At 66.7% G+C, this 14,335-nt stretch carries 7 protein-coding genes and 1 tRNA gene; 4 read left to right on the forward strand and 4 right to left on the reverse strand.

The window, feature by feature from the left end; genetic code table 11:
- Nucleotides 1-25 precede the first annotated feature (25 nt).
- The 3 genes from QE374_RS03375 to QE374_RS03385 are packed head-to-tail and all read right to left on the reverse strand — an operon-like array spanning nucleotide 26 to nucleotide 3,007.
- Nucleotides 26-841: a carbohydrate ABC transporter permease gene (locus tag QE374_RS03375; protein ID WP_309732186.1), complete on the reverse strand. Its 816-nt coding sequence runs from the start codon at nucleotides 839-841 to the stop codon at nucleotides 26-28.
- Complete coding sequence (locus QE374_RS03380) at nucleotides 834-1,781, reverse strand: sugar ABC transporter permease (RefSeq protein WP_309732188.1); 948 nt, start codon at nucleotides 1,779-1,781, stop codon at nucleotides 834-836. Before QE374_RS03380 ends, QE374_RS03375 begins: the two co-directional genes overlap by 8 nt.
- A complete protein-coding gene (locus QE374_RS03385) occupies nucleotides 1,778-3,007 on the reverse strand; it encodes an ROK family protein (RefSeq protein ID WP_309732190.1) in 1,230 nt (409 codons plus the stop codon). The genes QE374_RS03380 and QE374_RS03385 overlap by 4 nt, the downstream gene beginning before the upstream one ends.
- A 182-nt stretch (nucleotides 3,008-3,189) precedes the next feature.
- Here QE374_RS03385 and QE374_RS03390 point away from each other — a divergent pair, with 182 nt between their 5' ends.
- The 4 genes from QE374_RS03390 (at nucleotide 3,190) to QE374_RS03405 (ending at nucleotide 13,694) form a co-directional block, all read left to right on the forward strand.
- The gene (locus QE374_RS03390; RefSeq protein ID WP_309732192.1) at nucleotides 3,190-3,756 is read left to right on the forward strand and encodes a hypothetical protein; all 567 of its coding nucleotides are present in this window, start codon (nucleotides 3,190-3,192) and stop codon (nucleotides 3,754-3,756) included.
- Complete coding sequence (locus QE374_RS03395) at nucleotides 3,698-6,559, forward strand: TIM-barrel domain-containing protein (protein ID WP_309732194.1); 2,862 nt, start codon at nucleotides 3,698-3,700, stop codon at nucleotides 6,557-6,559. The genes QE374_RS03390 and QE374_RS03395 overlap by 59 nt, the downstream gene beginning before the upstream one ends.
- A gap of 23 nt (nucleotides 6,560-6,582) precedes the next feature.
- Nucleotides 6,583-9,483, forward strand: a complete 2,901-nt coding sequence (locus QE374_RS03400) for a TIM-barrel domain-containing protein (RefSeq protein WP_309732196.1) — start codon at nucleotides 6,583-6,585, stop codon at nucleotides 9,481-9,483.
- Nucleotides 9,484-9,731: 248 nt separating this feature from the next.
- Nucleotides 9,732-13,694, forward strand: coding sequence for a helix-turn-helix domain-containing protein (locus QE374_RS03405; protein ID WP_309732197.1), 3,963 nt, complete (start codon nucleotides 9,732-9,734; stop codon nucleotides 13,692-13,694).
- Nucleotides 13,695-14,194: 500 nt separating this feature from the next.
- Here QE374_RS03405 and QE374_RS03410 read toward each other — a convergent pair.
- Nucleotides 14,195-14,268, reverse strand: a tRNA-Pro gene (locus tag QE374_RS03410).
- Between the last annotated feature and the right edge of the window lie 67 nt (nucleotides 14,269-14,335).

Consider the following 14,335-nt stretch of genomic DNA (forward strand, 5'->3'; position numbering starts at 1 on the left):
TGGATGCGGGTGGGAGTGGTGCGGGTCATTTGATGCCGCTCGACGCGACGCCCTGGACGACGTAGCGCTGAGCGAACAGGTAGATGGCGAGCATGGGAAGGATGCTGACGACGGAACCGGCCATCATCACGTCCCACTGGGTGGTGTACTGGCCCTGGAGCCCGGCGAGCGCGAGCGGCAGGGTCTTCAGCTCGGCCGAGCGCAAGATGATGAGCGGCCAGAGGAAGCTGTTCCAGCTGTTCATGAACGAGAACACCGCGAGCGTGGCGAGGGTGGGGCCCACCAGCGGCAGGACAACGGTGCCGAAGATGCGGAAGTGGCCCGCGCCGTCCAGCGTCGCCGCCTCGTCGAGTTCACGTGGCACGGCGTTCATCGCCTGACGCAGGAGGAAGACGCCGAACGCGCTGGCGACGCCGGGCAGCAGCACGCCGAGGTAGGTGTCGACGAGGCCGAGGTCTCGCATCTGAACGAACAGCGGCACGATCAGCACTTGGATCGGGATCATCATGGTGGCCAGGTACAGCGCGAACACGACGCCGCGCCCGCGGAACGGCAGACGGCTGAAGGCGTAGGCGGCGAGCGAGCTCGTCACCAGCTGCAGCACGGCTGTGACGACGGCGAGTCCGATCGAGTTCGCGATGATCCGGGCGAACGGCAGCTCCGCGAACAGTGTCTGGTACGCCGAGAACGACGGCTCGTCGGGGATGAGCTGCGGCGTCGCATCCAGTCCCGCCCCCGGCGAGAGCGACGTCGACAGCGTCCACAGGAACGGGAAGAACATCACGAGGGCGCCGAGGATCAGCACCGCGGTGAGCAGTCCGCGTCGGGTTCTCTCACGCATAGGTCACCCACCTCTTCTGCCCGACGATCTGCACGACGGTGACGCCGAGCACGAGGATGAACAGCATCCACGACAGCGCGGAGGCTTCACCCGCGGCCCCGTATCGGAAGGTCAGGTCGTAGATCTGCTGGACGACGACCGTGCTGGATCCGGCCGGACCGCCGCCGGTCATCGCGTACACCTGGTCGAACACCTGGAATCCGTTGATGAGCGAGATCACGACGACGAAGAACGTCGAGGGCGACAACAGCGGCAGGGTCACGTTGAACAGGCGCCGCCACGGGCCCGCGCCGTCCACCTTGGCCGCCTCGTACATCTCGGTCGGGATGGCCTGGAGACCGGCGAGCAGGATGATCATCACGAACCCCAGGTCCTTCCATGCCGACGCGAGGATGATCGACGGCATCGACCACGCCGGATCCGTCCACCACCCGGGGCCGTCGATGCCGAACACCGCGAGCGTGGCGTTGACGATGCCGACCGAGGGGTTGAGCAGCCAGCGCCATACGAGCGCGACCACGATCCAGCTCGTCACGACGGGCAGGAAGTACACGCCGCGCAGGATGTTGCGACCGCGCAGACGTACGTTGAGCGCGAGCGCGAGCGCCAGTCCGCCGATGTAGACCAGCGGCAGGTAGCCGACGAGGTAGTAGAAGGTGTTGAAGAATGCGCGCTGGGTGGCCGGGTCCTGGGCGAGGTGCACGTAGTTGTCGAGCCCGACCCAGGTCATCGGGGCGAGCAGGTTCCACTTGTGCAGGCTCGTCCACAACGCCCCGAACATCGGATAGATCGTGAACATCGCGAGCGGGATCGCACTGGGCAGCAGGAAGGCCAGGACCAGGAGCGCGTAGCGCACGCGCCCCCGACGGCGGCGCACGGGCGGAGTCTCGATCGCCGCGCGCCGCTCTTCGGCGGGAAGTGGCCGGAAGGTCAGGGTCATGTCGGCTGCCCGTCCTCACCGGGCTCAGTCGCACGGGCGACAGCGAGCCGCTCTCGAACGAGCCGGCCCTGCTCGCCGGATCGACCCTGGTCGTCGAACGGGGTTGAGAGCACGAGAGACGCCGCACCCTGGGCCCAGCGGTCGTCCTGCCAGGTCTCGACGGCCACCGGCACGGCACGGTTGCGCGGGATGAGGCCTGCTCGGAACGCCGGCTCGAACCCGAACGACCAGTGCCGCCACGATTCCACGCCTTCACCGAGCACGATCACGATCTCCGGGTCGACGACGTTCACCACGCCGGCCAGCACGCGCCCGAGCAGATGCCCGGCGTGGGAGAAGAGCTCCTGCGCACCGGGGTCGCCCGCGTCGGCGAGCGAGCGGAGTGCGGCGATGCCGGCATCCCGACCGATCAGCGCCTCGGCGCGCGCGCGACGCACGAGCGCCGCCTGGCCGACGAGGGCCTCGAGACATCCGTGTCCACCGCACTGGCAGAGCGGGCCGTCCTCTTCGACCGGGACGTGGCCGATCTCACCGGCTCCCCCGCTGCGTCCGCGCAGCACCCGCCCGTCGGTCACGAGTCCCGCACCGATGCCCGTGCCGATCGTGAGGACGAGCACGTTCTCGTGCCCGCGTGCCTGGCCATGCAGCGCCTCGGCGATCGCGAGCGCGTTGACGTTGTTCTCCACCAGGACGGGCAGATCGAGCTCGCGCCGCAGCGCCTCGCCGAGCGGGACGCGCTGCCAGCCGAGCTGCGTGGAGTCGACGGTTCCCACGGCCTGCTCGTCGACGTTGCCGGGCACGCCGACGCCGATGCCGAGCAGCGGCGCGCCGTCTCCCCCGCGGATGAAGGCGCGCAGCTTCTCGCTCAGGCGCGTGATCGCCGTTCCGGCGGCCGCATCGAACGGCTCGGTCGCCGATCGCACGACCGTTCCGTCGATCCCGACCTCGACGACCGTGATGTGGTCGGCGACGACCTTGACCCCGATCGCGCGACCCGCGTCGGCCACCAGACCGAGCAGGCGCGCGGGGCGACCGCCGCTGGACGGGCTGTGGTCGAGTTCGGCGAGCAGCCCGTCGGCGATCAGCTGACGCGTGTGCTGCGTGATGAGGGCGGGCGAGACGCCGAGTTCGCGCGCGAGATCGGCGCGGGAGGTGGGACCGCTGCCGCCGATGAAGGCGAGCACAGCCGAGCGGGTGACGTCGGCGCGGGCAGAGGATGACGGCAAGAGAACCCCTTTGTTCAGGTCTGAACGAACTCTAGATCGGTCTCGTGCCGGTCGTCAACTCGACGCATGTCGATGCGCTTATCCGGCGTTGCAAGCCAGACAGATTGATACGCGCTCTTGACCTGCGGGGCATAGGTGGTCCATATTCTCCACTAAATACAGACCTGAACAAAGGGGTTCCCATGTCTGACGCTGCCCGCACAACGCAGGCACCGCTGCTCGCAACCGTCCGCAGCGCGCTGCATGCGGGACCGCGCCGCGCGATGGTGCTCGCCGCGGGGCTCGCGGCGGCCCTGATCGTCGCCCTGCTCACGGCCGTTCCGGCCCACGCCGACACGCTCAACGGCGTGTGGCACGACCCGTACGGCGACGACGAGCTGTACGCCTCGCAACCGACCGAGCGCTCCCCGCGCGATCCGATGGCGGGCGAGAACGTCACGGTCAGGGCGACGACCTGGCCGATCGCCTCGGGCCAGTCGGTCTGGGTGACATGGAGCGTCAACGGCGTCGCGCAGACCCCGCGCGGCGCGAGCTACGACTACAACGCCGGCAACAACACGTACTGGAAGGTCGATCTCGGATCATTCTCGCGGGGCGACGACGTGCAGTACACCGATCCACGCCGACGTGAACGGTGGCGGGCAGCGCGACATCGGCCCCTTCTCGTTCGCGACCACCTCGTGGAGCACCGTGACCGACGTGACCGACGTGATCGACAACGGCACGTCGGTCGACATCGTCACGGGTGACAGCGCGGGAGACTTCACGCCCAAGGTGCGCTTCGCCTTCCCCCGTCCCGATGGCTACGACGTGCAGATCGCACCGACCGGCTCCGGGCTGAACCTCAGCGGGCCGACCGGATACACGATCACCGACGGCGCCTCCCAGGTGACGATCGCCACGAGCCAGCTGGTCCTCAAGATCGACAAGAACCCCTACCGTCTCTCGGTGTACAAGGGCGACGGCACGACGCTCATCACCCGTCAGTACGACCCGGCGCAGTTCCGCAACATCGGCTGGGCCAGTGACGGCAGCTCGACCGTGACGAAGATCGAAGACCATTACCTGACGCCCGCCGGCGAGCGGTTCGAGGGCTTCGGAGAGCGTTACGACCGGCTCGATCACCGCGGCACCGACGTGCACAACTACGTCTACAACCAGTACCAGGACCAGGGTGCGACCCGGCGGACGTACTACTCGGTGCCCTACTTCGCGAACTCCGCGGGCTACGGCGTGCACATCCCGAGCACCCGCTACGCGATCTTCAACCTCGCGACCCACCGGTCCGACATGGCCGGGTTCACCGTCGACACCGGCGGCGCGCTGGACTCGACGCTCACCTACCAGTTCTTCACGGGCGATCAGACCGCGATGCTCGACGACTACACCGCTGTGACCGGGCGCCCGCTGCTGCCGCCCAAGTGGGCGTTCGGACTCTGGGGGTCGGCCAACGAATGGAACACGCAGGCCGAGGTCGACGCATGGCTCGACCAGGTCGACAGCTCCGGCATCCCGCACAGCGTGCTCGTGCTCGAGCAGTGGAGCGACGAGGCGACCTTCTACCTGTGGAAGGACGCGCAGTACACGCCCACCGCGGGAAGCGGCTCGCTCGACTACGCCGACCTGACCTTCCCCGCCGGAGGCGCATGGAGCGACCCGAAGCAGATGATCCAGGACGCACACGATCAGAACGTCAAGGTCATCCTGTGGCAGATCCCGGTACTCAAGGAGAACTTCTCCTCGAATCCGTCGACCGCCCCGCAACAGCACCTCAACGACAAGGCCTACGCCGAGGCGCAGAACTACCTGGTGAAGGACGGTGCAGGCCAGCCGTACCGCATCCCGACGGGTCAGTGGTTCGGTGACAGCACCGTGCCGGACTTCATCAGCACCGCGGCGACCAACTGGTGGATGAGCAAGCGCCAGTACCTGCTCGACGACCTCGGCGTCGACGGCTTCAAGACCGACGGCAGCGAGGCGCTCTTCGGACGCGACCTGCAGGTGGCCGATGGACGCCGCGGCGACGAGATGCACAACGCGTACCCCAACGAGTACACGCGCGCCTACAACGACTACGTCCAGGCGAAGACCGACGGCGACGGCACGATCTTCAGCCGGGCGGGCACCTCCGGCGGCCAGAGCCAGTCCATCTTCTGGGCCGGCGACCAGGCCTCCACGTTCGGTGCCTTCCAGGAGGCGGTCCGCGCGGGCCAGAGCGCGGGACAATCGGGCGTGCCCTTCTGGGCATGGGATCTGGCGGGCTTCACCGGTTCGTTCCCGAGTTCCGAACTGTACCTCCGCTCGACGTCGCAGGCGGCGTTCTCGCCGATCATGCAGTACCACTCCGAGAAGTCCGACCCGAGCCCGTCCGAAGCACGTACGCCCTGGAACGTTCAGGCGCGGACGGGCGACACGAGCGTCGTTCCGACATTCGCGAAGTTCGCGAACGTGCGCATGAACCTCGTGCCCTACCTCTACACGGAGGCCGACGACAGCGCCACGACCGGGGTGCCGATGATGCGGGCGATGAGCCTCGCGTTCCCCGGCGACGCCGCGGCCGCCGCCTACGACCAGCAGTACCTCTTCGGGTCGCAGCTGCTCGTGGCCCCCATCACGACACAGGGCCAGACCACGAAGGATGTCTACCTGCCCGCGGGCGAGTGGTACGACTTCTGGAACGGCGGGCGCGCGATCGGCAACGGCGTGAAGCAGTACTACGCCGGCACCGACAGCATCCCCGTGTACGCCAAGGCGGGGGCTGTCGTGCCGCTCAACCTCAACGACGCGTACCAGCTCGGCGGAACCATCGGCAACGACGTCGACACCTACGACAACCTCACCTTCCGCATCTACCCGTCGACGTCGAGCACCTACGACTACTTCGAGGACTCGGCGGACGCCCACCGCGCGATCTCGGTCACCGCCGACCGCGTGGCACGCACCGTATCGGTCTCGGCACCGTCGCTGACCACCGCGGCGACGTACCAGGTGTCGGGAACCAAGCCGTCCGGCGTCACCGTGGCCGGCTCGGCGCTCTCCGAGGTCGCCTCGGTCTCGGCGCTCGCCTCGGCGAGCACCGGGTGGTTCTGGGATTCCGTGCAGCAGCTCACCTACGTCAAGGTCGGCGCGAGCACCTCGACCCGTGCGATCGTCCTGAGCGACGTCGACAAGGCCGCCTACGAGGCCGAGTTCGCGGCGCACACCGCGGTCAGCACGAACACCGACCACGCGGGCTACAGCGGCGTCGGCTTCGTGGACGGATTCGCGGAGAGCGGTGACGCCGTGCAGTTCGATGTGTGGGCCGACGCGACCGGGACGCACCAGCTGCGCTTCCGCTACGGCAACGGCGCGACGACCTCGGCCGTACGCACCATCCGCGTCGATGGCACGTCCATCGGCACCCTCACCCTGCCCTCGACCGGATCGTGGGACACCTGGGGCACCGCGTCGATCGGCGCGCCCCTCTCCCCCGGCCGGCACACCGTGCGCATCGAGTACGCGAGCGGCGGCTCGGGCGGCATCAACCTCGACAACCTCGTGCTCGCACGCTGAGCCGGATTCCACGGAGAACACGCATGAACAACCTGACCCTGCGACGACGCGTCGCGAGCGTCGCGATCGCGGCCATCGCCGCGGCATCGCTCACCGCCATCGGCGGATGGGCGGATGCTGCGCCCGCCGCCGCCGCACCCCTGGGCGTGCAACGTGCCCAGTTCACCTCGGGCTCGAGCTACCTCGTCGTCGAGGTCCTCGACGACGACCTGGTGCACTTCGAGCTCGCCGGGGCCGGGACCGCGCCCGGGACGACGGGTCCGCTGTTCACCACCCCGCAGATCGCGAAGACCGACTACGCGGGTCCGAACACCTACACCCGTAGTGGCGGGACGATCCAGACGGCGGGGCTGCGGCTCGAGGTGGACACCTCCACGCTGTGCGTCACGTCGACCGATATCACGCGCACTCCCAACCTGGTGCTGCAGACGACGTGCCCGGTCGATCTCACCCAGGCCTGGAAGGGCCTGAACATCACCAAGTCGTCGATGGAGAACGCGTACGGGCTCGGCCAGCAGTTCTTCACCGGCGCGAGCGCCGACGGCGACTGGGTGGGGCGCGTGCGCTCCCCCGGAGGCACGTACGGCAACGCGATGGTGTACGACGCCGAGAACGGCCCGGTCGGCAACACGCAGATCCCGGTGCTGTTCGCGGTCGGCGACGACAACGCCAACTACGGGCTGTTCGTCGACCAGCTCTACAAGCAGGAATGGAACCTGACGGGCGACCCGTGGACCATGCGCACGTGGGGCGACCAGGTGCGGTGGTACCTCATGTCGGGGCCGGACCTGCCCGATCTGCGCCAGGACTACATGGAGCTGACCGGCACCCCACCCGTGCCGCCCAAGAAGGCGTTCGGCCTGTGGGTGTCGGAGTTCGGGTACGACGACTGGTCGGAGTTGGACAGCACGCTCGCGGGGCTCCGCGCCGCGGACTTCCCCGTCGACGGGGCGATGCTCGACGTGCAGTGGTTCGGCGGTGTGACGGCCGACTCCGATGACACCCGCATGGGCACTCTGGACTGGGACACCACGAAGTTCCCGAACCCTGCGGCCAAGATCGCCTCGCTCAAGGCCGACGGCGTCGGGATCATCCCGATCGAGGAGTCGTACGTGGGCAAGAACCTCCCCGAGCACGCCGACATGGCGGCGGACGGCTACCTGGTGCGAGAGGGATGCTCGACGTGCGCACCGGCCTACCTCACCGGCAATCCGTGGTGGGGCAAGGGCGGGATGATCGACTGGACGCAGCCGGCGGCCGGCGCCGCGTGGCACGACGAGCAGCGCCAGCACCTCGTCGACGAAGGCGTCATGGGCCACTGGCTCGACCTCGGCGAACCCGAGATGTACGACGCGAACGACTGGACCGCGGGGGTCCTCCCTGGAAAGCACGCGCACGCCGACTACCACAACGCCTACAACCTGCTCTGGGCGCAGAGCATCGCCGACGGGTACGAGCGCAACGATGAGACGGCCCGTCCGTTCCTGCTCTCGCGCGCGGCGGCCGGCGGCATCCAGCGTTTCGGCACGGCCATGTGGTCGGCCGACATCGGCTCGACGATGAAGGCGCTCGCCTCGCAGCAGAACACGCAGATGCACATGTCGATGTCGGGCATCGACTACTACGGATCGGATGTGGGCGGTTTCCGCCGCGAGATGCTCGATGCGGACGCCGACGAGCTGTACACGCAGTGGTTCGCCGACAGCGCCTGGTTCGACACACCGTTGCGCCCGCACACCGAGAACCTCTGCAACTGCCTGGAGACGACCCCCGACGCGATCGGCGACGTCGCCAGCAACCGGGCCAACCTCGTGCGCCGCTACGAGAACGCCCCGTACACGTACTCGCTCGCGCACCGCGCCAACCTCTACGGAGAGCCGGTCGCCCCGCCGCTCGTGTACTACTACCAGAACGACGACAACGTCCGTGAGATGGGCCACCAGAAGATGCTCGGCCGCGATCTGATGGTCGCGATCGTGGCGGGCTCGGGTGAGCGCGAGCGCGACGTGTACCTCCCCGCGGGCGAGTGGATCGACATTCACACGAACGAGCGGATCGTCAGCACGGGCCAGTGGATCGCCGATGTGCCCCTGTGGCGCAACGGGGTCTTCACGCTCCCCGCCTACGCCCGTGCGGGCGCCATCATCCCGCAGGCGTTCGTCGACGCGGAGACGAAGGACATCACGGGCTTGCGTGCCGATACGGTCGTCCACGACGAGCAGATCACCACGGTGTACGCGAGCGACACGGCGTCGACCTTCACGCTGTACGAGGACGACGGCGCGAGCACCGCGTACGAGAGCGGCGCCGTGCGCACCACACCGATCAGTCAGTCGATGTCCGGCGGCGTCGCGACCGTCACGGTGGGTGCCGCGTCGGGAACCTACGCGGGCGCGCCATCGTCACGACCCACGGTCGTCAAGCTCGTCACGGACGGCACGCAGGCCGCATCCGTCACGCTGGGCGGCAGCGCGCTCACCGAGTACGCGAACAAGGCCGCGTTCGACGCCGCCAGCAGCGGCTGGTACAACGCGGGCGGCAGCACGGTGATCGCGAAGGCGGCGAGCAGCTCGGTCGCATCGGACAAGACGTTCGCGTTCACGCTCGGTGAGGAGGCCGTGTGGGCGACGTTCGCGTGCGAGTTCGCGACGACGACCTTCGGTCAGTCGGTGTACGTCGTGGGCAACATCCCGCAGCTGGGTAACTGGTCGCCCGCGAGCGCGATCAAGCTCACCCCGAGCGCGTACCCCACCTGGACGGGCGTGATCGGCGACCTCCCGCCGTCGAGCGCGATCGAGTGGAAGTGCATCAAGCGTCAGGAAGCCGGCAACCCGAACACCGCGGACGCCTGGGAGCCCGGCGGCAACAACGTCCTGAACACGCCGCCATACGGCTCGGCGGGTATCACGACCGGCGCGTTCTGACGTCCCTCGACCGTGAGGCTGCCGGGACGGCGGCCTCGCGGTCGAGGGCGTTCGGGGGATCTGGGTCTGAGGTCGGCAGACCCCTTCAGCGGCTCCGGTCGGGATGCGCCCTACGGGCACTCCACGCCCCGGGAGGCGGCGCCTCTGTCTGCGAGGGCTCCGCCTGAGTAGTCCAGTGGTGGCCACACACAGGTCGACGCCCGGGGAAATCTATGTACACAAAGTCCACAATCTGCTTGACTACTGGTATGGACAGTGAAGATCAGCTCAAGCCGTTCCTCAACGTTCGCGAGACCGCGAGGCTCCTTGGAGTGCACGAGAACACCGTCAGGAACTGGGTCACAGCAGGCACCCTCGTGTCAGCTCGTGTTCCCGGCTCGACGCAGCATCGTTTTGCTCGAGAAGAGGTCCTGCGCCTTCAGAAGGAACGCGGCTCAAGCGCGTCGTCGGTCGCACCCGCCCTCCGCACGGACGGGCCGGAGCTCATCACCGCCAACGAACTGAACTCCTGGGCTGCCCGCGATGATGCGAAGACGGCCTTTCCCGAGCTGATGCGTCGTCTTCTCGCAGTGACTCCGGGAATCAGCAATCTGCAAGTCCGTGCCCACGAGGGTGTGGCTGCCTCTGGTTGGGACGGCACCGCCACGTCCGCAGGCAGCGCGTACCTTCCAGTCGGCGAACTGCGCTTCGAGTTCGGCACGGATGCCAATCCGAAAGGAAAGGCTCAGAGCGACTACGACAAGCGGGCGCTCGCGCTCCCGGCTGACGCGAGTTCAGTCTTTGTCTTCGCCACGCCGAGGAACTGGGCTGGCGGTAGCGCGTGGGCTTCCGATCGCGCCGCCGAGGAGAAGTTCTCTGATGTGAAGGCCGTCGATGCTCACACTCTGGAGAGTTGGCTCCAAGAATCACCTTCCGTACATCGTTGGATTTCGGAGCGATTAGGCTACCGACCGCGAGACGCACAGACCATCGAACGGTGGTGGCAGGCGTTTCAGGGTCGCACGACAGTGGCGCTCCCGGCTGGCTTCTTCGCGGCTGGACGCACCGCTGAGGCGGACGAGTTGCGTGCAACCCTTACTGCTGCAGGATCCGACGATGCGATCTTGGCCATTCAAGCGCCGTGGCGCGATGAGGCCCTTGCCTTCACGTTCGCCGCCTTGACTGCGCAGAGCGACCTTCTGTACCGGTCCATCGTTGTCACCGACAGCGCCGCCTGGCAACGACTGACCGACTCGCGGTCTTCTCTGATTCTCGTTCCGTTGTTCTCCGACGTCCCCGACCTCGCGGCCGCCGTTGACAACGGACATCGGGTGATCTTGATCGCCGAGCCTGGCGACATCATTCGAAACGCCAAGAAGATTGAGCTCCGCAAGGTAGACCGCGCAACCGCTCGCGAGGCGCTCAAGGCAGTCGTGTCCGACTCAAAGAAGGCGGAGGCGATGGTGGCCCTCGCGCGTCGCAGTGTGCCCGCGCTCATTCGTACGATCGCACGCGAGCCGCGCTTCCGAGCCCCAGAGTGGGTCACCAACACCGACCAAGCCGCTATCCTCGCACCGCTCGTTCTGGTTGGTTCGTGGACGAACGATGAAGGCGACCTCGCGGTGATCGAAAGACTGACCCGACGATCACGCGACGATATCGATCGCCTTTTGAAGAGTCTCGCAGGCCGTGCGGATGCACCGTTCGTGCGTTCGGGCGGCACCTGGCGTGTCACCTCGCCGGCAGAGGCTGCGCTTCTCGTCTTACCGACGCTGACTGATGGTGAACTAGCGAGGTGGGCCGAGGTTGTCGCAGATGTCCTGTTGACACCGGACCCCTACCAGGGCATGGATGCCGTTGCTCGTCTGACCGCGAGCACCCAAGGCACCAACCCTACCCATTCGGAGACCCTCAGGAAGAGCATGGCGGACGGACTAGCGCTCGCCGCTGCGAGCGACGTCGAGCTTACCGCTGACCTAGCCATCCAGGGGCGGGTCAGCCGGCTCGTTCACGATGTACTTCAAGCCGCAAACGCCGACAATACAGGAACGACCTGGGCTCGACTGGCCAGTGTCCTACCCAGCTTGGCGGAAGCCGCCCCGGAGGTATTTCAGGATGCGGTCGAACTCGACTTGGACCGCACCGATCCGATTCTTCGCACGATGTTCCAAGACAGCGGCGCGGACACACTTTTCGGACCATCCTCGCCACACCCCAACTTACTGTGGGCACTCGAGACGCTGTGCTGGTCGCCGGCCTACTTCGGTCGGTCGGCAGCGCTTCTTGGAAGGCTGTCCGCGCTGGATCCCGGTGGTCGGCTAAGCAATCGTCCGATCGAGAGCCTGCAGAATGTCGCCGCAGGCTGGTTGCCTCAGAGCGGCGCGAGCGTCCATGACAAGCTCGCCGTCGTCGCGCGTCTCATGCAGCGTGAACCCGATGTCGGCTGGAAACTTGCCCTGGGCGTCTGGCCTGAGCGTCACGCAGTCGCTTTCCAGCCCCACTCTCCGAGGTATCGCGACTGGTCGCCCATCCGGCAATCGGTCACCTACGCGGACTGGGGACATTTCGTTCATGAACTCGTGGTCCTCGTCACCGCCGCTGCTGGGACCGACGCAGCACGCTGGAAAGAGCTTGTTCCGCAGATCGATGAACTGCCACCCCAGGAACGGGTCGCAGTCCTAGCTAAGCTCCGGAAGGTCATCGGCGCTCAAGACTGGTCGCCCGAAGACGTGTATGCGGTTTGGGAAACGCTGAGCAGCGAGGCAGATCGGCACGAGGAGTACTCCGACGCCGAGTGGGCTATGCCCGCTGAGGAGGTGGTCATGTTCCGCGAACTTGCCGACGCCCTCGCGCCCGCCCAAGACGGGCGACGGTTCTCCAGCCTCTTTGACTGGCGTGCTCACGTACCTAATCTCAAGCTGGGCGACGAAGGATACGACATCGAACTCGCGCGACTTCAACGCGAGGCGCTCGACTACGTACTTGTGCTCGGCTCAGACGCGTTGCGCTCGCTCACCATCGATGTCAAGACACCCCATGTCGTGGGACAGCTGCTCGCAAGCACAACCAACGCACCAGATCAAGAGATTCTGGGGTGGCTGAGTTCATCGGAGCCCAAATTGAATCAAGCGGCGTTGAACTACGCGAGCGTGAAGATCCACGAAGGCGGGATGCAGTGGCTGAAGGATTCCTTCGCAAGCCCGGCGCTTCAGGAGGCCGAAGCTCGAGAGATTCTGATGGCCGCAGTGCCCCTCTCCCGCCAGTACTGGACGCAGCTGTCCTCGCTGGGCGAAGGACTCGAAGAGGCCTACTGGCAGCGAGCTCAACCCTTCGCCGCGGCCCCTGACGATCGGGCAGAGGGCGTTCGGCGGTTCGTTCAGCATGGTCGGCCCTGGGAGGCGATGACGCTTCTGAACGCCATGCTGCACGAGCATCAGGAACCGGAGATCAGTCTCGTCAAGGAGGTGTTCGACGCGCTACGTCGAGGAGCGGAGCCCCCCCATGACACCACGATGAGCGGCTACTACGTCGGCGAACTTCTGCAATACATGGAACATCGGGTGCCCGACGACGATGCGCTCCCAGGTTACGAGTTTATGTTCTTTGACCTTGTCCACGACCATGAGCCTTCGGGCGCCCTCTATCGGGCACTGAGCAAGGATCCCACTGATTTCGTCAACATGGTGAGCACCATCTTCCGTGCGGAAGGGGAGCCCAAGCGAACGCCCACACCACAGGAGCAGGCGTTCGCGCACCTTTCGTTCTCAGTGCTCCACGAATGGCGCACGCTCCCCGGACTCGCGGACGACGGCAGTATCGACGCCGACCACCTCACGGAATGGGTACGCGCCGCCCGCCTTGCCCTAGCGGATAGTGGGCGAGCATCGATCGGCGACGAGCAAATCGGGCAGGTACTCGCATCCAGCCCTGTTGGGTCGGACGGGGTATGGCCAGCGGAAGCCGTTCGGGAGATCATCGAAAACGTTGGCAACGCACGGATCGACACGGGTTTGCACATCGGCAAGACCAATCAACGTGGTGTGACTTCGCGTGGCGTGTTCGATGGCGGCGATCAGGAACGCGTGCTCGAACAGCAGTACCGGGATATGGCTAGCAAGATCGCCACACGGTGGCCACGCACGGCTCGCATCCTGCGGGGCATCGCAGACAGCTATCAGCATGAAGCTCGCCGTAACGACGCAGAAGCTGAACGAATGGGCGACGACGGATAAGGGTCGCCTCCTCGACCACGATGGATCACTGGGGAGCTTCCGCGATCAACTTCCGCACGACTCGATCCACGCCGGAAAGACCCCGCCGACTGGCTGGCTCCGCCAACCGGACATGTCGCTCAAGCACTTCGATGTCGTCGAGCGTCTCGATCCACTTTCGGATGACCTCCGGGGCCGACTTGACGGAGTGCATCGCGAGGGCCTCGGCTAGTTCCTCGCGTATGAAGTCAGCTTGAATGCGCTGCGACGCGCGGCTGACCGCGGGAACATGGCCGGCGGCCAGGAGTGCGGCAGGGAGGTCAACGTGCCCGACGGTGGTGTCGGGTTGGAGGACACTCTTAAGTACCGTTCCACCCATGCTCTCCGGTCGGGATGCGCCCCACGGGCACTCCACGCCCCGCTACGCGGGCGGCGGAGCCTCCGCCCGCGGGGACCCCGCCTGTGATCGCTCGCGGCAACGAGAAAGGGCCCGCCATATGGCGGACCCTTTCTCGTTCCGGTCGGGATGACAGGATTTGAACCTGCGACCCCTTGACCCCCAGTCAAGTGCGCTACCAAGCTGCGCCACATCCCGGAGCCGCCCGCGCGCGGGCAACTCAACCATCTTAGCCGGTCCGAGAGCATGCCGCGAACGCGCCCGG

Origin of the sequence: Microbacterium sp. SORGH_AS_0428 (assembly GCF_031453615.1) — a bacterium.
Classification (GTDB): domain Bacteria; phylum Actinomycetota; class Actinomycetes; order Actinomycetales; family Microbacteriaceae; genus Microbacterium.

Coding starts and splice junctions, on each gene's coding strand:
- QE374_RS03375 (WP_309732186.1), bottom strand. CDS start 841: ATGCGTGAGAGAACCCGACGCGGACTGCTCACCGCGGTGCTGATCCTC.
- QE374_RS03405 (WP_309732197.1), top strand. CDS start 9,732: ATGGACAGTGAAGATCAGCTCAAGCCGTTCCTCAACGTTCGCGAGACC.
- QE374_RS03380 (WP_309732188.1), bottom strand. CDS start 1,781: ATGACCCTGACCTTCCGGCCACTTCCCGCCGAAGAGCGGCGCGCGGCG.
- QE374_RS03390 (WP_309732192.1), top strand. CDS start 3,190: ATGTCTGACGCTGCCCGCACAACGCAGGCACCGCTGCTCGCAACCGTC.
- QE374_RS03400 (WP_309732196.1), top strand. CDS start 6,583: ATGAACAACCTGACCCTGCGACGACGCGTCGCGAGCGTCGCGATCGCG.